General features: G+C 39.7%; 17 protein-coding genes, 4 tRNA genes and 1 pseudogene (1 of these 22 running past the window's edge). 21 read left to right on the top strand and 1 reads right to left on the bottom strand.

All coding sequences use genetic code 11. The annotated features are described in order from the left end of the window. The 21 genes and pseudogenes from H5S10_RS10265 to H5S10_RS03055 all read left to right on the top strand — a co-directional run. Positions 1–104 (top strand): annotated as a pseudogene (locus H5S10_RS10265) (NADH-dependent flavin oxidoreductase) (its annotated part extends 28 nt beyond the left edge of the window); the annotation flags it as partial. 268 nt (positions 105–372) lie between these two features. Then, positions 373–445 (top strand) — tRNA-Asn (locus H5S10_RS03150). A gap of 127 nt (positions 446–572) precedes the next feature. Beyond that, positions 573–923, top strand: a complete 351-nt coding sequence (locus H5S10_RS03145; protein ID WP_182588663.1) for a helix-turn-helix domain-containing protein — start codon at positions 573–575, stop codon at positions 921–923. A gap of 49 nt (positions 924–972) precedes the next feature. After that, positions 973–1,299, top strand: a complete 327-nt coding sequence (locus H5S10_RS03140; protein WP_182587351.1) for a DMT family transporter — start codon at positions 973–975, stop codon at positions 1,297–1,299. A gap of 149 nt (positions 1,300–1,448) precedes the next feature. Further along, positions 1,449–2,144 (top strand): lipocalin/fatty acid-binding family protein, encoded by a 696-nt coding sequence (locus tag H5S10_RS03135; RefSeq protein WP_182588661.1) that lies wholly within the window; start codon positions 1,449–1,451, stop codon positions 2,142–2,144. 212 nt (positions 2,145–2,356) lie between these two features. Next, positions 2,357–3,856, top strand: coding sequence for a peptide MFS transporter (locus tag H5S10_RS03130; RefSeq protein ID WP_003667295.1), 1,500 nt, complete (start codon positions 2,357–2,359; stop codon positions 3,854–3,856). A 58-nt stretch (positions 3,857–3,914) separates the two neighbouring features. Beyond that, on the top strand, positions 3,915–4,745 hold the full coding sequence (locus H5S10_RS03125) for a metallophosphoesterase (RefSeq protein ID WP_182588659.1): 831 nt from the start codon (positions 3,915–3,917) through the stop codon (positions 4,743–4,745). A gap of 101 nt (positions 4,746–4,846) precedes the next feature. Next, positions 4,847–4,929, top strand: a tRNA-Tyr gene (locus H5S10_RS03120). Between the two features lie 10 nt (positions 4,930–4,939). After that, positions 4,940–5,011, top strand: a tRNA-Gln gene (locus tag H5S10_RS03115). 90 nt (positions 5,012–5,101) lie between these two features. Continuing rightward, positions 5,102–5,746: a hypothetical protein gene (locus H5S10_RS03110; RefSeq protein WP_182588657.1), complete on the top strand. Its 645-nt coding sequence runs from the start codon at positions 5,102–5,104 to the stop codon at positions 5,744–5,746. Between the two features lie 117 nt (positions 5,747–5,863). Continuing rightward, positions 5,864–7,264, top strand: coding sequence for an MFS transporter (locus H5S10_RS03105; RefSeq protein WP_182587358.1), 1,401 nt, complete (start codon positions 5,864–5,866; stop codon positions 7,262–7,264). 90 nt (positions 7,265–7,354) lie between these two features. Beyond that, positions 7,355–9,004 (top strand): aspartate-alanine antiporter-like transporter, encoded by a 1,650-nt coding sequence (locus tag H5S10_RS03100; RefSeq protein WP_182588656.1) that lies wholly within the window; start codon positions 7,355–7,357, stop codon positions 9,002–9,004. Between the two features lie 33 nt (positions 9,005–9,037). Next, complete coding sequence (locus H5S10_RS03095) at positions 9,038–9,757, top strand: aspartate/glutamate racemase family protein (RefSeq protein ID WP_182587362.1); 720 nt, start codon at positions 9,038–9,040, stop codon at positions 9,755–9,757. 146 nt (positions 9,758–9,903) lie between these two features. After that, positions 9,904–10,605 carry a GntR family transcriptional regulator gene (locus H5S10_RS03090; protein WP_003666262.1) on the top strand — a complete coding sequence of 234 codons (702 nt, stop codon included), beginning with the start codon at positions 9,904–9,906 and terminating at the stop codon, positions 10,603–10,605. A 61-nt stretch (positions 10,606–10,666) separates the two neighbouring features. Beyond that, the gene (locus tag H5S10_RS03085; protein WP_182587363.1) at positions 10,667–12,133 is read left to right on the top strand and encodes a nicotinate phosphoribosyltransferase; all 1,467 of its coding nucleotides are present in this window, start codon (positions 10,667–10,669) and stop codon (positions 12,131–12,133) included. Positions 12,134–12,145: 12 nt separating this feature from the next. Continuing rightward, positions 12,146–12,973, top strand: coding sequence for an ammonia-dependent NAD(+) synthetase (nadE, locus tag H5S10_RS03080; RefSeq protein WP_182588655.1), 828 nt, complete (start codon positions 12,146–12,148; stop codon positions 12,971–12,973). Between the two features lie 71 nt (positions 12,974–13,044). Next, the gene (locus H5S10_RS03075; protein WP_182588654.1) at positions 13,045–15,222 is read left to right on the top strand and encodes a Tex family protein; all 2,178 of its coding nucleotides are present in this window, start codon (positions 13,045–13,047) and stop codon (positions 15,220–15,222) included. After that, positions 15,215–15,667: a SprT family protein gene (locus H5S10_RS03070; RefSeq protein ID WP_182587366.1), complete on the top strand. Its 453-nt coding sequence runs from the start codon at positions 15,215–15,217 to the stop codon at positions 15,665–15,667. Before H5S10_RS03075 ends, H5S10_RS03070 begins: the two co-directional genes overlap by 8 nt. A gap of 57 nt (positions 15,668–15,724) precedes the next feature. Then, a tRNA-Leu gene (locus H5S10_RS03065) sits at positions 15,725–15,810 on the top strand. A gap of 159 nt (positions 15,811–15,969) precedes the next feature. Then, entirely contained in the window at positions 15,970–17,856 is a 1,887-nt protein-coding gene (locus tag H5S10_RS03060; RefSeq protein WP_182588653.1) for a glycoside hydrolase family 2 TIM barrel-domain containing protein, read from the top strand. Further along, positions 17,840–18,799, top strand: a complete 960-nt coding sequence (locus tag H5S10_RS03055) for a beta-galactosidase small subunit (RefSeq protein ID WP_182588652.1) — start codon at positions 17,840–17,842, stop codon at positions 18,797–18,799. Before H5S10_RS03060 ends, H5S10_RS03055 begins: the two co-directional genes overlap by 17 nt. Positions 18,800–19,052: 253 nt before the next feature. On the opposite strand, the gene H5S10_RS03050 is transcribed toward H5S10_RS03055, so the two are convergent. Continuing rightward, positions 19,053–20,822, bottom strand: coding sequence for a glycosyltransferase family protein (locus H5S10_RS03050; protein ID WP_182588651.1), 1,770 nt, complete (start codon positions 20,820–20,822; stop codon positions 19,053–19,055). Between the last annotated feature and the right edge of the window lie 47 nt (positions 20,823–20,869).

Here is a 20,869-nt window from a genome sequence, read left to right as displayed (position 1 = left end):
TAGAAATTAAGAATCGTTTAGTTGTTGCTCCATTGACTGTTTATGATGCAGGGCCTGATGGAGAATTAACTCCTGCTTCAAGGAAGTTTTGGTATGACCGCTTTACGTATGGCGATCCACAAAAGTTTCTTGAAAACATCAACGACCATATGCGACTGCAAAGCAAAATAAGTTAGTTGTTATCCCAGAAACCGGGCATACTTATCAGCAAAAAGAGCAACAGTTAGCTGATGAACTGCTTAAATTGTTAAAAACATGGGGATACTAGTAATTTCTGGTCTCAAGTAATTAATAATTTTAGTAAATAAAATTTAAAATAATTGTTTTCAATGACTTGTCGACATGATATAATATTTTATGTTGATGAATTATTCCGGCATAGCTCAGTTGGTAGAGCACCTGACTGTTAATCAGGTTGTCGTCAGTTCGAGTCTGACTGCCGGAGTCTATAAAGATGTTAGCTGCTGGCTAGCATCTTTTTTCTTTTTAAAATAAATTGTCCGAAATAGGACTATATGTAGAATAGACAACTAATAATCCTTTTAAAATTATAAAATACGAGGAGAAATGAAATGGAGAACGCTATTAGGCAGTATGAACGTGATTGGCAGTCGTTTAATCGGATTTACCAACAGATCGCCGTGGCTAATAACATAACGTTTGGTGAGTTATCAATGTTGTTAGCATTAGAGAGTCATAAGTTTTATGCTGCTAATAGACAACTAGTCCTAGATACTGGAAACAATAAGCTCAATGGTACAAAATTAACTCAGCAGGGAATAATGGTTTCAAAGACTAATCCTGCTGATAAACGTAGTCGAGTAATTACATTGACTGCTGCAGGCCAAAAATGGGCAGTAAAGATTTTAAATGCGATTCATACAGTTGAACGATGCGCAATGGTACTAAGGTCGAACAATTAAATAAGATTAATGCAGAATTGATTGGAAAAATGAAAGAACAGGTGAGAAAATGAGTTACCTTTATTTAGTAATAGCAATTATTAGTGAAGTAGTAGGAACGACCCTCCTAAAAGTATCAGAAGGTTTTAGCAAACTAGGGATTGGCATTTTAAGCCTATTATTTTATGGAGTTTGCTTTATAGCTCTTTCCTTTGCCCTTAAGCAAGGAATGGGTCTTAATGTTGCCTATGCAGTTTGGTCAGGAGCAGGAATTGTTTTAACGTCGCTTATTGGAGTCCTAATTTGGCATGAAGCGATGCAGCCGGTTCATATACTTGGCTTGGCGTTAATTATTGCTGGTGTAATTGTTGTCAATCTTTTTGGAAGTACCCATTAAAATACGAGAACCTGTGTGGAAAAATTCTTATTCAGATTCTCGTTTTTATGCTGCCTTCTTATTATCAAAAAAATTGTATAAAATATGTAATAATAATATACTAAATTATAGTTAGACTGGTATATATTTTGGAGAACGGAGGGTTAATAATGCAATTCAAAAAGGCAATATTATTAGCGACAAGCGTATTTACGCTTAGCATTTGTGTTAGTGGTTGTGGTAATGAGTCTAATGCAAACAACAAGAGTAGTAGTTCCCAAATTTCGTCAGTAAAGAAACAAGAAGCACAGATTGTTGGCTCCTATCGTGATGATGCCGATGGAGCTGCTATTACCCTTAATTCAGATGGAACTGGGACATATGTAATGGCAAATCCGACGCAGGCTGATATTCACGATCAATTGACCTGGAAGAAGGAAAAAAATAATTACATTATCAATTTAAATGATAGTAATTATGATACGCCGATTGATGCGCGATTAAATGAAGATAATTTGAGTCTCGTTGGTAACGATGAGTGGCCTAATCAATCATTTGCCAGAGTTCATGGCGACTTTGACATCGATAGTTTCTTGAAAGAGCAACATGCGAAAACCAACAGTTCTACAACTAAGGATACTCATTCTAAGGAATCATCGACGCATGCCCGCGCAGCACTTAAAAAATGGGCGAGCGATCACCACAAAGACACCAGCAAGATTGATAGTTTGAAAGCCACGACTGACCTATCTGAGCCAGATGAAGGTTGGGCCTTTGTTGATGATAATGGAACTGAGTATGCCATTGTTCGGAACGGGAAAGTTTACCCACGTCCGGTTATTGATGGGGATACGTCATCTAATTAATAATCTTAGCGACAAACTTAATAAAATAAACAATTATAGCTCATACATGCGTTTGCGTTCTCATCAAAAACTTATTTTTCAATTGACGATGTTTTGAAACACGTTTATAATGGTACTATTCTGAATTTTATTGTTAAAGTTTTTTAATGTTTAGAATGTGTATTCAATTAACATTGTGCTAATTGAAAAGTGAAATTATTTGGAGGAATTGTATGAGTAAACAAAAGAATTTGGATACCTCCTTCTTTGGACAACCGCGTGGATTGTCGACATTGTTCTTCACTGAAATGTGGGAACGGTTTAGTTACTACGGAATGCGGGCTATCCTTCTATTCTATATGTACTACGCTGTTACCAAGGGTGGTTTGGGCATGGACCAAGCTACCGCAGCATCAATTATGTCAATTTATGGTTCATTAGTTTACCTGGCGAGTGTTGTCGGGGGATGGTTATCTGACCGTGTATGGGGATCGCGGCGAACGGTCTTCATCGGTGGTGTCCTGATTATGTTTGGACATATCGCTTTGTCGTTACCATTTGGTGTGTCAGCACTTTATGTATCAATCGCTTTGATTGTTATTGGTACCGGGTTATTAAAGCCAAATGTTTCAGAAATGGTTGGGGGCTTGTATAGTCCTGAAGACCGTCGTCGAGACTCTGGTTTTAGTATGTTTGTCTTCGGGATTAACTTAGGGGCTGCTGTTGCTCCTTGGGCTGTCCCTTGGGCTGCTAATGGTTTTGGCTTAAACCTTTTCCATGGTGAAATGAATTTCCATGCTGGTTTTTCACTAGCTGCTATCGGAATGTTCTTTGGGTTAGTTCAATATGTAGTTGACGGACGGAAATATCTTTCAAAAGATAGCTTGTATCCTGATGATCCAATCGATAAGGAAAGTTTACGTCCAGTAATTATTTGGTCAATTGTTGGTGTTGTTGCCTTAGTAATTATCCTTGGCTTGCTTGCGGCAATGGGTCAATTAAACATCAATAATATCATTACAATCATTACGGTTATTGCTATTGCTTTACCAATCTACTACTTTGTAATGATGTTGAATTCCAAGAAGGTTACAAAGGATGAAAAGTCACGGGTTGTTGCTTACATTCCACTTTTCATTGCTGCTGCTATCTTCTGGGCAATTGAAGAATCAGGTTCAGTTGTTTTAGCCCTCTTTGCTGAACAACGGACTGTCTTACACATTGGTGGCTGGCACTTTGCTGCTGCTAACTTCCAGACATTGAACCCATTATTCATTATGATCCTGACACCATTCTTCGTTGCGCTTTGGGATCACTGGAAAAAACAACCAAGTGCTCCTGGTAAGTTTGCTGCTGGGTTAGTAATTGCAGGTCTTTCATACGTTTGGATGGCACTTCCAGCTATGATTCACGGAACAACTGCCGGACGGGTTAGCCCATTCTGGTTAGTTGGTTCATGGTTCATTGTTGAAATCGCTGAAATGTTGATTTCACCAATTGGTCTTTCAGTAACTACTAAACTTGCACCAAAGGCATTTAAGTCTCAAATGATGAGTATGTGGTTCTTGGCTGATGCTGCTGGACAAGCGGTTAACGCCCAAGTTGTTAAGTACTACTCATCAGCTACAGAAGTTCCATACTTCTTAATTATCGGGGCAGTAAGTATCGTCTTCGGATTGATCCTTTGCTTATTCGTTAAGAAGATTCATGGCTTGATGGATGGTGTGGATTAAAAATTATATATTAAGAGATCGAGAATAATTCTTGGTCTCTTTTTTTTCGAGGTGAATTATGAAAATCGCAGTAAGTAGTGACCTTCATTTGGATTTAAATCATGCTGATGTTGCAGAATTTATTACTCAACAGGCGCATTATTTAACTAGTCATGAAATTGACCATTACTTTTTTGTGGGGGATGCCTTTAATGATTTCGAGCAAACCAGCGCATATTTTGCGGAACTACAATCGCAATTGCCTACCACAAAGGTTCATTATCTAGCCGGTAACCACGATATGTTAAAAGGGGTCACTTATGAACAATTAGAAAATTTAGATGATGATCTATATTTTCATAATCGATTTATCGATATTCCCCAAACAAACTGGCGAATTATCGGTAACAATGGTTGGTATGATTATTCGTTTTCAACGTATAAAAGTAATGTAAAAGAGGTCGCGCAATGGAAGCGGGCATATTGGGTGGATCGTCCAATTATGCAGCCAATGAATGATCCAGAACGAATGGCGATTGTTTTGCACCAAGTTGCAGAAGTCCTAGAACAAGCTCATAATCAACAAAAACAGGTTATTTTTATGACTCACTTTGCACCGATTAGGGAAGCTCTCCCACATCCACTTATTGAGTCAGTACGGCGACAACGGATGTGGGAGATGACAACTGCAATGTTGGGCAGTGAATACTTAGGAGCGTTACTCGCTAGATTTCCAGAAGTAAAAGCAGTTTTTTATGGGCACCTTCATTATGTCCAGCCATTAATTACCGTTGGAAATATTGCATACCGCAATCAAGCAGTTGGCGTTAGACGCAAAAGTGATAGTGAGTGGGAAGGGGAAAGCCTATTAGATCAATGGATTAGCCGTCTTTATACTAAAAAAATCTAGCTTTTTTCAAAAAAATCGAGAAAAACACTTGCAATGAGGTTGGAAATTAGGTATTATAATAAACGTTGATTGATACGAAATATTTAATCAAGCAACTTCTTGGAGGAGTAGCGAAGTCTGGTTAAACGCGACGGTCTGTAAAACCGTTCCTTCGGGTTCGGCGGTTCGAATCCACCCTCCTCCATCTTTATTATTGGGCTATAGCCAAGCGGTAAGGCAACGGTTTTTGGTACCGTCATGCGCTGGTTCGAATCCAGCTAGCCCAACTGTTATTGGAAGGCTAAGAAAAACGTCTGTTTTTCTTAGCCTTTTCTAGTTCAAAAATTTTAAGTTATATAAAAAAGGAATGACAGCTAATGCCTAAACAAGGTCATTTTGCCAAAAGCATGCGAACTAAACAACTAAATGATTTCAAGGTGAAACGCAATGCGACGGGTGCAATCATTGATGATGAACAGTTAACAGACTTCCTAGTGGTTCGCTTTGCTTTAACAGCTAAGAAGAGGGTTCAATCTAGGGCTCAAGAAACTGTTCAACGCTTCTTGATTGAAATTTGTGATTCCTTACAAGAAAATGATGGGGATTTACAGGCGATCATTCCAAATTTACTAGCGAGTCTTAATGCTCGGGTACCTTGGCAATTCTATCCAGAAATTTTAGGAGAATGGGATTTGCTTCAAAAGTTTTTACAAAAAGAACTTCCTGGAGTTCCGTTAGAAAAACGTCTACGAATTAAGCACCTAGTCACAATCCAGGAAATGGAGACGTTAATTGCAAAATTATTAGCAAGAAAGATTACTGCAATTACGTTTATTAATCAGCCAGGAGTTGATCAGAATAAGAAAGATCAGATGGCGACAATGATGCTAACAACGATCTATCATGATCAGACGATTGAATGGGAGAAGGTGCGGTTGTTATTGGCACCATTCGGATTTAAGATTGCCCCTAATCTGGATGAGAAAACGAGAGACTGGTTAAAGCAATTAGCAGAAAAATAATAACGTTGACTTTCGTTCTGCTTCCTTGGTAGAATTAAATCGTTATTGCAGAGCTGTGGTGGAGTTTTTATCACCGTGGCTCTTTTTATTTTGATTTAAAGGAGGAAGCGGAAAGCAATGGCAGAAAAAAACTATTCACGTATTTATCTCGCAATTGGTTCCCTTGCATTACTAACGTTTATCGGAATTTTGAATGAAACATCGATGAATGTCACATATCCAGAATTATCTGCACAGTTTAACGTCTCGCTTGATGTTATTCAGTGGATTACAACTGGTTATTTATTGATGGTAACAATTACGATGGGGACAACTGCCTATCTATTACGCCAGTATCAAGCACGTTGGTTACACTTATTTGCAGTATCATTTTTCATTATTGGTGACTTGATGTGTGCTTTGACTGGTAATTTTCCTATTTTGTTAACGGGGAGATTGATTCAAGCGATTGCTACTGGGTTAGCAACGCCAATCATGTTCCATTTAATTTTTACGGAGATTCCGCGTGAAAGAATTGGCATGATGACTGGAATGGCTGCAATGGTTATTTCGTTTGCACCAGCGCTGGGGCCAACATATGGTGGGGTCGTTTCAGAAATGCTATCATGGCGGATGATCTTTTGGATTTTACTACCAATTGTTTTGATTAGTCTTGTATGTGGCCAACTTTTTATTCGTAATAAACCGCTTGGAAATGATAAAGCATTTAGTTATGGAAGCTTAATTACACTGGCAATTGCCCTTATTAGTATAATTAGTGCCGTTTCTTCAATTGGAAAACAAGGTGTTGGAAAGCAATTTTGGCTTTTATTATTGGTAGCAATTATTTTCTTTAGCGCCTTTATCTATATCAATAATCATGGTAAATCAGAATTGTTTGACTTAAAGGTATTTAAGGTTGTCCCATTACGTCTATCAACTGTCACTTATTTTAATTTACAGTTTATTAATATTGGGATTTCGCTTGTTATTCCTATTTACGTTCAATATGTTTTGCACTCTTCGGCAATTGTCGCGGGTCTTATTTTATTTCCGGGGTCATTAATCGGTGCTTTTATCTCGCCATTTGCCGGAACTTTGGCTGATCGTTATGGTTTTGCTACGCCAGTTATTTCCGGGGGAATTCTGTTAGTTATTGGAACAAGCTGCTTTGGTATTTTCCAACGTCACTTAACACCACTACTAATAATGCTCTTCTTTGTTGTTTTACGAATTGGTTTTAATTTTGCTTTTTCTAATACAATTTCCAATGCTTCAATGTTGGTTCAACCACAAAATGCCCCCGATGTAAACTCAATTTTTAATATGGTCCAACAATTTGCCGGCTCACTGGGGACAAGTCTCCTTGCCTCCACAATTGCTTTATTCCAAATGGGCAACAGTGGCTCACTGATGGGACGTACCTATGCTGGAGGACGATTTGACTTTATCTTATTAGGTGTTTTGGCAATCACTACTTTGTTAACAATGGTTACTAACTATCGCATGCAACAAAAGAAGAAAAGTATTTCTCAATAAGTAGTTGAATTAGCCTGACAAGAATGTAATAATGTGGCTTGATTAATACAAGTTATTACAGGTTTTTAAAGAAAGTGACTATAAGTTAAAATGATACATTCTATCGTTCACTTTATGGTGAGCAATCAGGTTTTTACGCTGTTTATTTGTCTTGCAATTGGCTTTTTAATTGGAAATTATAAAATTGCGGGTAAATTTAATATTGGGGCAACGGTGGGAACTTTAATTGTGACCTTAATCGTGGGGCAGATTGGGAGTTTTCCTCGGGATGAAATGTTGGGAACGATTTTCTTTGGCGCCTTCATGTTCTCTGTTGGTTATCGGATCGGGCCCCAGTTGTTAGTTAGTTTGAAATTATTTGGGGTTCGCATTTTAATCGCTAGTATTTTCTGGATGCTTGTTGCGTTCTTTGTTGGGTGGAGTCTTTTTTCTGCCTTTAAGATTGGACCAGGGATCGCTGCCGGTGTTATTTCAGGAGCCCTCACCCAGTCAGCTACCGTTGCCAGTTCGTTGCAAACGATTGGGTCATTGCCTGTTAGTCAAAGCGTTAAGGCAACTTATGAGGCTCAGCTCCCGGTTGCTTATGCTTTAACATACGTTTTTGGAACATTAGGGGTAATTATCTTTTTACGTGACCTAGCCCCTAAAATTTTGGGGATTTCGATTGCTGAACAAGGACCCAAAATGGCTGACCATTACCACTTTCATGCTAAAAACCCTAATCCAACTTGGCGACGAACCTATCGCATTGCAGATGATTCGCCACTTGTTAGTAAGACGCTTGAGGAATTTAATCGGCGATCTAATTACCGGATTATTGGGTTAGCTGCTTTTCATGATGGTAAAATGACTGACCACCTTGAATATCAATTGCAGGCTGGTGATTTGCTAACTGTTATTGGTTATGCCGTTCATTTCGATCGGTTGATGCGAGTACCAGGCTTAACGGAAGTGTTGACCCCCACAAATGCGCCGCGTGAACGAGCCTTTGTTTTAGGGAAAAACTTTAAACCAGGTGAATTAGCAATTTTGCGTCAACATGGGGTCTTTGTAAATATTCAAGACCCGGTTAGTGGGAACCAACAGTTAATTAACCAGTTGCGGCCAGGAGATGTGATTTCATTAACCGGTAATACTTCGCGAACAAAGGCAATCTTGAAAAAGATGGGGCGCTGGAAAGCTGCAGATACAGCAATGAATTATTCTTTATTTTCTTTAGGAATCGGTTGTGCTTCCCTTTTAGGAATTATCGGGATAAAATTAAACAGTATTCCTTTGCAACTAGGGAATGGAACGGCGGCTTTAATTATGGGGTTAATCCTGAGTTCATGGATTGAACGTCACCGTGATCGTAAATCAATCCCTGTAACGGTAACTAGTTTTCTTCAGAGTTTTGGGCTAACGCTTTTTGTGGGGACAGTTGGTTTGCAATCAGCTCAAGCATTTACAAGTGCAATTAAGTCGTTAGGTATCGGGGTTTTATTTGTTGGGGCGATGATTTCGATAATGCCACATTTGCTAACGCTGTTCTTTGGGCGCTATATATTGAAGATGGAACCTCTTGCTTTAATTGGCGCGTTAACTGGTTCAGGAACGATTGCAGCAGCCATGAATGAGATTTCGCAAAAGGCAGGTCCGGAAGGTGGAGCATATTATGCGGCTGCCTTTACTCCGGCGTTTGTAGTTGGTAATATTGGAATTACATTACTAGGGCCGATTTTTGTGGCGCTACTATCATAATTTATTTGCTTAGAAAGGGCGTGCAAAATTATAATGCAACAATTTTTTACAATTTTAGGTGGAATGGGGACGCTGGCAACAGAAAGTTATGTACGTCTGTTAGATAAGAGAACGCCAATCCATCGTGATCAAGATTACTTAAACTATTTAGTTGTTAACCATGCAACCGTTCCTGATCGTACTACATGGATTCTTGATCATAGTCAACCAGATCCTAATGCGGCCCTGATTGAAGATATTAAACAGCAAAGCCTTTTGAATCCTGCATTCTTTGTCTTAATTTGTAATACAGCTCATTACTCTTTTGATAAGTTACAGGCAGCAACGGAAATTCCAATTCTCAACATGTTGCAAGAAACAGTTAATGAGATAAAGAAGATTAAGCCGGATGCAAAGCGGGTTGGTCTATTAGCCACTAAGGGAACTTTGGCAGCTAACTTATATGATCCTTATATTGAGAAGGCTGGGTATGAACTTATCAAGCCTACTCCTGAGATTGCCGAGATGACAGAAGACTTGATTTACCATGATATTAAAGAGGCTGGTCATTCTGATGGCAACAAGTATCATGAGCTAGTGCGGAAAATGATTGAAGAACAAGGAGCAGATGTAGTCGTTTTAGGTTGTACTGAATTATCTTTTGCGGAAGAGATGGATCCTGAAACTACATACCCTGTTGCTGATTCGCAATCAATTATTGTTGATCGCTCCCTTGAACGAGCATTGAAATTACGACAAAATAATAAAAATTAAAAATTAGAGACTGGGGAAGAAAGTGACTTTCCACGGTCTCTAATTTTTATTAATCTTTTGGTGATATTTTAAGAAATTGGTCTAGATTTTTGGGATGGTGTAAAATATACACATGCGCAATGTCTATGGCGTAAGGAGGAAAGAAAATGAGTTCACCTGTTTATATTCAAATTCACAATCAGTTAAGACAAAACATTGAAGATGGTGAGTGGAAAGTTGGCGATAAAATTCCTGCTGAACGCGAACTCGCTAATGACTTCGGTGTCAGTCGAATGACTCTCCGGCAAGCAATTCAAGCATTGGTTGATGAAGGAATTCTTGAGCGAAGAGTTGGTTCCGGAACTTTTGTCGCAAATCGTAAAGTTCAAGAAAAAATGTCAGGAATAACGAGCTTTACTGAATTAATGCATGCGACAGGGAAGAAAGCTGCTAGTAAGACGATTTCTTACCACTTGACGATCCCCTCGCAAACAGAGGTTGAAAAACTAAAGTTAGCCCCAGATGAACAGGTTTTACGAATGGAACGGGTTCGTTATGGAAATGATGTGCCAATTTGTTATGAAATTGCAACTGTTCCTGCTAACCTTGTTCAAAAATTTAGTAAGGAAGAAATTACCACGTCTTTTTATCGGACACTAGAAAAAAAGGCAAACCTTTATCCTGGTCATGCAACCCAGCATATTTCAGCAACGAAGGCGACAGAAAAGATTGCTAACTACTTGCAGATTAAGCGAGGGGATGCTCTCTTACGAATGACCCAATTATCTTACTTACAAGATGGTCGTCCATTTGAATATGTCCACACTCAATATGTTGGATCGCGGTTTGAATTTGTCTTTGAAAAGTAATCAAGACAAATCCATGTTACAATACTGATTAATAATATTACTTTTGAGAGGAATTATACTAATGAAATTTGATTATCCGGATGATAGCCTTACCCTTCATACTGATGCGTATGAATTGAGTATGATGCAGACCTACTGGAAAAAAGGAATGGGTAACCGTCGTGCTGTCTTTGAGGCTTTCTTTCGTAAAATGCCATTTGATAATGGGTACGCTGTTTTTGCCGGGTTAGATCACATTATTCGCTATGTGAAACAATTACATTTTACTGATAGCGACATTGAATATTTAAAGTCTACGAATCAATTTGACGATGACTTTTTAGAATACTTACGTAACTTTAAATTTACGGGTTCAATCAGCAGCTTTGAAGAAGGAGATTTGGTATTTAACCATGAACCGATTATTCAAGTTGATGCGCCGATTATTGAAGGACAATTGATTGAAACAGCAATTTTAAATATTCTTAATTATCAGATTATGATTGCGACAAAAGCTTCACGGATTAAGTCGATTGTCGGCAACCAAACTGTAATGGAATTTGGCTCACGTAGGGCACAGGAATTGGATGCGGCTTTGTGGGGAACGCGAGCAGCATACATTGGTGGTTTTGATGCTACAAGTAACGTCCGTGCAGGTAAATTATTTGGGATCCCGATCTCCGGAACGCATGCCCATGCCCTTGTGCAGGTATACATGAATGATTATGACGCATTTAAAGCATATGCAGAAACTCATCATGATTGTGTCTTTCTTGTGGATACTTTTGATACCTTAAAGAGTGGGGTTCCAAATGCAATTAAGGTTGCCAAGGAATTTGGTGATAAAATTAACTTTATTGGGGTCCGGATTGATAGTGGTGATATGGCTTACTTATCTAAAAAAGTACGCAAAATGTTGGATGATGCTGGTTTCCCAGACGCAAAAATCATCGCGTCTAATGGCCTAGATGAAAAGACAATCCAAAATTTGCAAATGCAAGGAGCAAAGATTGATACGTGGGGCATTGGAACCAAATTGATTACTGCTTATGATCAACCAACTTTAGGAGCGGTATATAAATTAGTTGCTATTGAAGATGAAGATGGCCGACTTGTTGATACGATTAAGATCTCTAATAATGTTGGTAAAATGTCAACTCCCGGCAAAAAACAAGTGTGGCGGATTAACGATCGTGCAGACCACAAGAGTGAAGGGGATTATATTACCTTAGTTGATGAGGATCCGCGTAATGAAAAATCACTCAATATGTTCAATCCTAACTTCCCACTCCAACAAAAGGATGTGGAGGATTTTACTGCGCGGCCAATGCTAAAGCCAATCTGGCAAGACGGTAAGTATGTTTATAATGAACCAACCTTAGAGGAGAGCCGTCAACACCGTTTTGATAGTTTAAATGCTTTATGGGATGAATATAAACGAGATTTAAACCCAGAAGTATATCCGGTCGATTTATCACAGAAATGCTATGATAATAAGCTTAAATTAATTCACCAAGTTCATGAATATGTTAAATCATTGAATAAGTAGAGGTAATCTGTAGTGCGAAAGTATCAAGAAGAAATAATTAATGCATTAGGCGTTAACTCACAAATTGATCCCCAAGCAGAAGTAACTAACCGTGTTCAGTTCATCTGTGATTTTCTCCAAACCACTAAGATGAAGACCCTGGTATTAGGAATTTCTGGCGGACAAGATTCAAGTTTAGCGGGACGACTTTCACAATTGGCCGTCGAAAAGCTGCGGGAAGAGACTGGCGACAATGAATACCAATTTATTGCAGTCCGACTTCCATATGGTGAGCAGGCTGATGAATCGGACGCAATGTTTGCAATTAATGACTTTATTAAACCTGATAAAATAATGCGGGTTAATATTAAGGCGGCTACTGATGCGATGGTGGCATCCTTAAATGAGGCAGGCACGCCAATTAGCGATTTTAATAAGGGAAACATTAAAGCCCGGGAACGAATGATTGTCCAATATGCGATTGGCGGAAAAAACAAAGGAGCTGTAGTGGGAACAGACCACGCCGCTGAAGCAGTAACTGGTTTTTATACTAAGTTTGGGGATGGTGGTGCAGATATTACGCCGCTTTCTGGATTGGATAAGCGACAAGGAAAAGCCTTATTACAATTCTTAGGAGCACCGGCAAAGCTTTATGATAAAACACCAACTGCTGACTTGGAAGAAGACAAACCAATGCGTCCCGATGAAGAAGCGCTTGGTGTTCGTTATGATGAAATCGATGACTATTTAGAAGGTCGTGAAGTTTCGCAAGCAGCTGCTGAAAAAATTGAAGGCTGGTATCGGCGAACTCAACATAAGCGTCACTTACCGATTGCTCCATACGATACTTGGTGGAAGTAAATTGATAATAAAATGGGAGGCTGGGCATCAACTCAGTCTCTTTACTAGTTTAAGAAGGAGTTTAACAGACAATGGAAGAAGAAACACTTCAACTTGTTAGCAAACAATTACCGGATATTCGTCCTCAACAAATTAAAGCAGCCCTCGGATTAATGGATGAAGGAAATACGATTCCTTTCATTGCCCGTTACCGTAAAGAAATGACGGGCACACTTGATGAAGTTCAATTGCAAGCTATCCGGGATGAGTATCACCGGGTAACGACATTGCGGGAACGTCAAGCAACAGTTATCAATAAAATTAAAGAGCTCGGTAAGTTAACCCCGGCGCTCGAAAAGCAAATTAACGGTGCGACTGAATTGCAAGAAGTAGAAGACCTTTATTTGCCATATAAGCAAAAGCGGCAGACAAAGGCCCAACAAGCTCGTGAACATGGCTTAGCACCATTAGCAAATTGGCTATTATCTTATCCTGATGACGATTTAAGTGCGAAGGCACAAGAGTTTATTAACGATGATGTTCCTGATGCTGAAAGTGCATTAACAGGGGCACATGAAATTTTGGCTGAAGCAATTAGTGAAATGGCCACGGTACGAAGCTGGTTGCGAAATTATACTGCCCAACATGGTCAATTAGAGACAAGTGTAAAACGTGGTGGAGAAGAAAAAGATGAGCTGGGGACTTATAAGCAGTATTATGAGTTCACTAGTTCAGTTCAAAAATTAAATTCCTATCAAATCTTAGCCTTTAATCGTGGAGAAAAAGAAGGGATTATTAACGTCAAAATCACCTTAGATGAAGAACCGGTGATGAATTACCTTCGTTTCCGTTTGATTAAAACTAGCAAGAAAAATGATGCGACTGCTTTTATTGAGGAAGCTTACAAGGATGCTTATAAGCGTTTCTTGGGTCCAGCAATTGAACGGGAACTGCGGCGACAATTAACAGAAGGTGCTGATAAACAGGCGATTAAAGTCTTTGGTGAAAATCTGTATCATTTATTGATGCAAGCACCAATTAAAGGAAAAGTTGTGTTAGGCTTTGACCCTGCTTACCGAACTGGCTGTAAGTTGGCAGTTCTTGATGAAAATGGGAAATTTTTAACTAAAGCAGTTATCTATCCCCACAAGCCGGCGCCAGAAAAGCAACGTGCGACAGCAGAAAGTGAGTTTATTGATTTACTAGAAAAATACCACGTTGAAATGATTGCAATTGGGAACGGGACAGCTAGCCGGGAATCAGAACAGTTTGTTGCGGAAGCACTTAAAAAGATCAAACGGCCAATCTATTATGTCATCGTAAATGAAGCCGGTGCCTCGGTTTATTCCGCAAGTAAAGAAGCACGTGATGAATTCCCTGATCTGCATGTTGAACAACGAAGCGCAATCAGTATTGGTCGTCGGTTGCAAGATCCCCTTGCGGAATTAGTCAAAATTGATCCTCAAGCGGTTGGAGTTGGGCAATACCAGCATGATTTGCCGAAGAAAGAATTGAACGGAGAACTAGAAACAATTGTTGAACGGGCGGTAAACCGGGTTGGCGTTAACCTCAATACAGCTAGTTACCAATTGTTGACGCGGATTTCGGGGCTTAATAAAACGATTGCTAAGAATATTGTTACCTACCGTGATGAAAACGGGCGGTATACTAACCGGACACAGCTAAAGAAGGTTCCGCGATTAGGACCAAAAGCTTATCAACAATCAGTTGGGTTCTTACGGATTATTGGTGGCGAAAATCCATTAGATAATACTGATGTCCACCCAGAAAGTTACCAGGTGGCGGAAAAGATTATTCAAGCGGCAGGGATTAATGTCGATGAGTTGGGAACACCAAGTGCTGATGATAAGTTAAAGAAAATTGATGTTAAGCAGTTTACGGATGATCAAGTCGGGACTGAAACGGTTACTGATATTATTTCTTCCTTGCAAAAGCCTGGCCGTGACCTTCGTGATTCAATGCCTGCTCCGCTATTGCGTCATGATGTAATGACGATTGAAGACCTTAAACCGGGGATGAAACTTCAAGGAACTGTCCGGAACGTTGTCGACTTTGGGGCCTTTGTTGATATTGGTGTCAAACATGATGGGTTAGTTCACGTTTCAAAGATGAGTAAGCAATTCATTCGTGATCCGCGGGCAATGGTAGCCGTTGGTGATATTGTGGACGTATGGATCGATGATGTCGACTTGAAGCGTCAGCGTATTCAATTAACAATGCTTGAACCGGAGACAGTCACAAATGACTAATGCGGAATTACAACAATTGACTGAACAGTGGTCAAAAGAATACTTTGGGCGGAAATTTACGCACAAGGTATTTTTTAATAAGCGGTTAAAAACAACCGGTGGACGTTATCATTTAGGTGACCATCATATTGATATCAACCCGTTAATGTATACTGAATTTGATCTTCATAATCTGCGCCAAGTGGTTCTTCATGAATTGTGTCATTATCATTTACATCTGTTAGGAATGGATTATCACCATCGCAGTAGGGAATTTAAAGCTCTATTGACACAGGTTGGTGGATCAAGATATGCGCCACCAACTAGTAAAAGAAAGGTAAATTCCAAGAAAAAATGGTATTATATATGTACCGGTTGTGGTGTTGAAATCGCGCGCCAACGGCGTTTCAATACCCAACGATACATTTGTCGCCGATGTGGTCAAAAATTTATTTTAAAAAATTGAAAAAAGTTGTTGCCAACGAATAGGTATCTTGCTATAATAATATTCGTTGGTTGATATGCGGCCGTGGCGGAACTGGCAGACGCGTAAGATTAAGGATCTTATGGTCGATTATGACCGTGGAGGTTCAAGTCCTCTCGGCCGCACTATTTAAAAGACACTGAGTAATATTTGCTCAGTGCCTTTTTTGTTTTAAAATTTCTGTTTAATAAAATTTACGTAAATTTTACCTCTCCTCTTGCTATCTCATCGATGAAAGCGCTATACTTTAGGTGTTGTAGATAGTAACGAGGAGGGATTTATCAATGGATGCAGATATCAAATGGCTTGATGATCCAGAAACATTCCGGATCAATCAATTACCTGCGCATAGTGACCATTATTATTACGGTAACTATGATGAATGGCGTCATAATAATAGTCGTTTTGCGCAAAACTTGGATGGTCAATGGCAATTTAACTTTGCTGAAAACCCGCGTGAACGCGAAAATGACTTTTATAAGGTAGATTATGATAGTAGTAGTTTTGGAACAATCGAAGTCCCTAGTGAGATTGAACTAAATAATTATGCCCAAAATAATTACATTAACACTTTGATTCCGTGGGAAGGAAAGATTTACCGTCGTCCTGCGTATGCCCTTAGTCCTGATGATGCGCAAGAAGGATCGTTTAGCGATGGGGATGACAATACTGTTGGCGAATACTTAAAACATTTTGACCTTGATCCTTCCTTACGGGGAAAGCAGGTTCGCATCCGGTTTGACGGTGTCGAGCGTGCCATGTATGTTTGGCTTAATGGTCACTTTATTGGTTACGCTGAAGATAGTTTTACTCCCTCTGAATTTGACCTGACTCCTTACATTCAAGATGAAGGTAATGTTTTGGCTGTGGAAGTTTTCAAGCATAGTACCGCCTCGTGGATTGAGGACCAAGATATGTTCCGCTTTTCCGGTATCTTCAGGAGTGTAAACCTATTAGCCCAGCCACTTGTTCATATTGAAGACCTTAATATTCGACCAATTGTTACCGATAATTATCAGGACGGTATTTTTAATGTTGAGCTGCAACTTCACGGTGAAAAGGCCGGGAACGTTAATGTACGGGTTATCGACAACGATGGTAATACGCTCGTCAATGAGACCCACCCTGTTGACTCCACGGTAAAAGTTCAGGATCAATTTTTAGAAAATGTTCACTTATGGGATAACCATAATCCTTACCTCTATCAATTGTTGATTGAAATTCGTGATGACGAAGGTAATTTGGTCGAACTCGTTCCATACCGTTTTGGTTTTCGGCGAATTGAAATTAATAAAGATCATGTTGTCTTATTGAATGGTCAACGGCTGATCATAAATGGTGTTAACCGGCACGAATGGGATGCTGAACGGGGCCGTGCGATCACGATGGATGATATGACGAGTGATATTCACGCCTTTAAGGAAAATAATATTAATGCCGTTCGGACGTGTCACTATCCAGATCAGATTCCGTGGTATTACCTTTGTGATGATAACGGAATTTACATGATGGCCGAAAATAATCTGGAATCTCATGCTACCTGGCAAAAGATGGGGGCAATTGAACCATCATATAACGTCCCTGGTTCAGTTCCTCAATGGCGTGACGTAGTAGTAGATCGGGCACGAACTAACTATGAAACATTTAAGAACCACGCGTCGATTTTATTCTGGTCGTTAGGTAATGAATCATATGCTGGCGATAATATTGTCAAAATGAATGAATTCTATAAGAAGCACGATGATAGTCGGCTTGTTCACTATGAAGGAGTTTGTCATACTCCTGAATACCGTGATCGGATCTCAGACGTTGAAAGCTGGATGTACTTACCACCTAAAGAAGTTGAGGAGTACCTGAAGAACAATCCAGATAAGCCATTTATGGAATGTGAGTACATGCATGATATGGGAAATTCCGATGGTGGAATGGGTTCGTACATTTCCTTACTTGATAAATACCCACAATACTTTGGTGGCTTCATTTGGGACTTTATTGACCAAGCCCTCCTTGTTAAGGATCCGATAAGTGGGCAAGAAGTGATGCGCTACGGTGGTGATTTCGATGATCGTCACTCAGATTACGAATTCTCGGGAGATGGCTTGATGTTTGCTGATCGGACACCGAAGCCGGCAATGCAGGAGGTAAGATACTACTATGGCTTACACAAATAAATTACGCGTGATATATGGTGATGCGACGTTAGGACTTAGTGGTGACGGCTTTCATTATATTTTTAGCTATGAGCGTGGTGGATTAGAATCGCTTAAACTAAACGGTAAAGAATGGCTATATCGTGAACCAATGCCGACGTTTTGGCGGGCAACCACTGATAATGACCGGGGAAGCGGCTTTAATATTCGGTCTGCTCAGTGGTTAGCAGCGGATACTTTCCATAAGTGTGTTGGGATTGACCTGACAGTTGATAACCAACACTTTGCTGAATTACCTATTGCGCCGATAACCAATGAATTTAGTGATCCGGTATCTGCTGAGAACGTCAAAATTAAGTATACTTTTGAGACGCTAACAGTTCCGGCTACGCAAGTCACTGTAACTTATGAGGTTAACGGACAAGGTGAGATTAAAGTGACAATGCACTATTACGGTCATGAAGACTTACCTGGTCTACCAGTAGTAGGAATGCGTTTTATCATGCCAACAGTTGCTACTGGCTTTGACTATCAAGGATTATCCGGTGAAACTTATCCCGACCGGATGGCAGGAGCGACTGAGGGCACCTTCCACGTTAATGGTTTACCGGTTACGAAGTATTTAGTCCCGCAGGAAAATGGAATGCACATGGATACTCATGCATTAACAATTACCCGTGATGCCACCCAAAATAATGCTGATCATTCTCGTGAACCGTTTAGCTTAACTGTTAAGCAGGATATGCAACCATTTGCCTTTAGTTGTTTACCATATACAGCGGAGGAATTGGAAAATGCAACACACATCGAAGAGCTCCCACTTGCACGACGAACTGTTCTCGTTGTTGCAGGGGCGGTTCGAGGTGTTGGGGGAATTGATAGCTGGGGTGCAGATGTTGAAGAACAGTATCATATTCCTGCCGACCGTGATGTTGAGTTTTCGTTTGTATTGAATGCAAAATAGTAAGGCAGTTGGAATGTTTTCCAGGCCTCTACATTCATAAAAAAGTTATAACAAAGAGAGTGGGAAATAACCTCCTCGACAAGGCGGTTGGCTAAGCTAGGACGATGATTAGCACGGCACGGGCTGATTATCGTTCGTACTTAGACGCGAGCCTTGTGGCGACGCGAAGCTAGTTCCACGTTATCTTTCTATTGTTCATAAAAGTAGTTGAGGCTGAGAGAAAACAAAAGTTTTCTCCCAGCCTCTTGTTGTGTTAATTAATTTGTCCAGCGGTAACCCCTTGGAAGTATTTCTTAATATGGGTACAGAAATAATAAAGACCATAAATTGCAAGCATGCTAAGACCAACTAATGAGATTACTAGTAAGGCGGTGAACCACCGTGCTTGCTTAAAGTAGAGAGTAACAGTATTTTTCCCTTTACGCTGTTGAATGTAAGGAGCACCAACTGAGGATCGCTGATAGTGGCGAAGTAGCTGGCCATTAACCGTTAATTTTGATTCATGATACGTAATAATTGGCAACCGTACTTTTCCTGCTTTTCCTGCTTCCCATGATAATTGTAATCCCCCATGAGGCAAGACAGTATGAGTATATTTGTGCGATTCATTAATAATTTGCCCTTCATAGGCATAAGAACGAACATATTTTTGATTCATGTACTTCTTAGGAATTGGTAAATAGTCAGGACTTCTCTTTTCGACCATCGTTAACAATTGACCAGGATAAAGATCATGGACAGAGTGTCGAAGTGCGGCCTTATTTTCACTTACTCGGGTAATTGCACTAAAACTATTAAGGACAATTTCTGAGTCATAGCGGGCTGCTCGTTTGTAAACATCAATTGTTGTAGGAGTAAAGACCAGAAAAACCATTAGTAAGAGGATGCCGGTGATTAATTGATTTCGCAAGTCAATCTCTTGCGCTTTTTTATCAAGGGTTGTAGCACTGATCCCAACTCCTGCAAGCAAAAGAGGAAAGGCAATAATTGTTAACCGGTTTGGAAACTGCAAAGTGTGACCAAGTGCAGGGATCACATCTTGGAAAAAGGACCAAGGAGTAAGGAAAGAACTAAGTAAGAAAATCAAAGAACCAAGTAATGTCAGTACTGTATTAATAAGCGATTTTTTAAAAGTAAATAATACGTAGATGAGTTGAAGGATAAAGAGAATCCACATTGCATAGATTAGATAATCGCGTGTACTGCTAAACATTGAGGGCAATAATACGTTATCTGCGAGACTAAAATCAGCAGGATGGGCAATATTATTGTGGAGGTTAAGCATTAATAGAGCTCCCCAGACATTGGCCGTTAAAATAACCGTTCCGCCGACTGCCTTTAGCGTTTCGATCCACATTTGCTTACGGTTAGTCGTTATAATTAAACCAATAATAAAGAACGGTGTTAGCGTAGCCACAAAAAACAAAGAACTTAGCATATGAATTTGAATGATGATTGTCATTAGGGTCATCAATTGTAGCCAGTTGACTGGTCGTTGGTGGTCCTGGATCATCCGTACTCCACAAATTACCATATAGGGGGCCAGAGCAGCTCCCCATGCATTCATGTTCTGCGCTAATTCCCATCGCGGAAGCCATCCAATGTTCATATAAATTAAGGCACAGATAATTGCAAAGGTCCGTTTACTATGAACACGGATGCCAAGCCGGTACATGCCGATCCCACCTAATAGATAAACGATAAAGGTAGTAACGATCTGATATTGATACCAAGTTCCTACTATTCCAAGAATAGTCCCATTTAAATATGCAAAGAGGGGCCCATAAACCGCATTGATGATGCGACCACTTTGTTGAAAACTATAATTACTTTGAAAATAGCTAAAATTAAGCTGTTGAATTTGCTTGGCTGCATCGTAAAAACGGTTAAAATGAAAAATGGAGTCTGTTCCTAAAATAACTCCATGTGATACAAACTGGGGGAACATGATTAAATAGGCCATTGCAGCGATAGCACAGTATGGGAGCCCCCAATTAATTAGATTAGCAATTTTAGATTTCATAAAATTGAGAATTAAACCAAATCAGTTTAATTTTTCCTTTCCTCAAA

The sequence above is a fragment of the Limosilactobacillus balticus genome (assembly GCF_014145615.1).
GTDB classification, from domain to species: Bacteria; Bacillota; Bacilli; order Lactobacillales; family Lactobacillaceae; genus Limosilactobacillus; species Limosilactobacillus balticus.
The sequence above is the reverse complement of the archived record's forward strand: the minus strand, read 5'-3'. Positions and strand labels throughout refer to the sequence as shown.